This is a genomic window from Pedobacter sp. UBA4863, assembly GCF_002399615.1.
Taxonomy (GTDB): domain Bacteria; phylum Bacteroidota; class Bacteroidia; order Sphingobacteriales; family Sphingobacteriaceae; genus Pedobacter.
Map to the genome: position 1 here is coordinate 66004 of NZ_DHDZ01000032.1, position 224 is coordinate 66227.

Consider the following 224-nt stretch of genomic DNA (forward strand, 5'->3'; position numbering starts at 1 on the left):
AAGCTTTTTTAATGCGAATCATAAATCACAACTTTTCAAAAAACGCCCAAATATATCTAGAAAGGCGTTGTGTACCGGATGAACTTGGGAAATATCATGCGCAGCTAAATCTTCGAAAAATAGAATTAAGCTAAAAGTATAGTAGTATCTAACTACTGCACGCTCAATGGGTGCGGGTACGCCAATATGAAAACTTTTTACAACTTCAATGTCTTCTAAACTTT

The 224-nt window shown here is 34.8% G+C and carries 1 protein-coding gene; it reads right to left on the minus strand.

What is annotated here, in order from left to right; genetic code table 11:
- Window positions 1-18: 18 nt before the first annotated feature.
- The coding region (locus B3I52_RS06795; protein WP_293299782.1) for a Dabb family protein at window positions 19-224 on the minus strand (206 nt) is incomplete at its 5' end.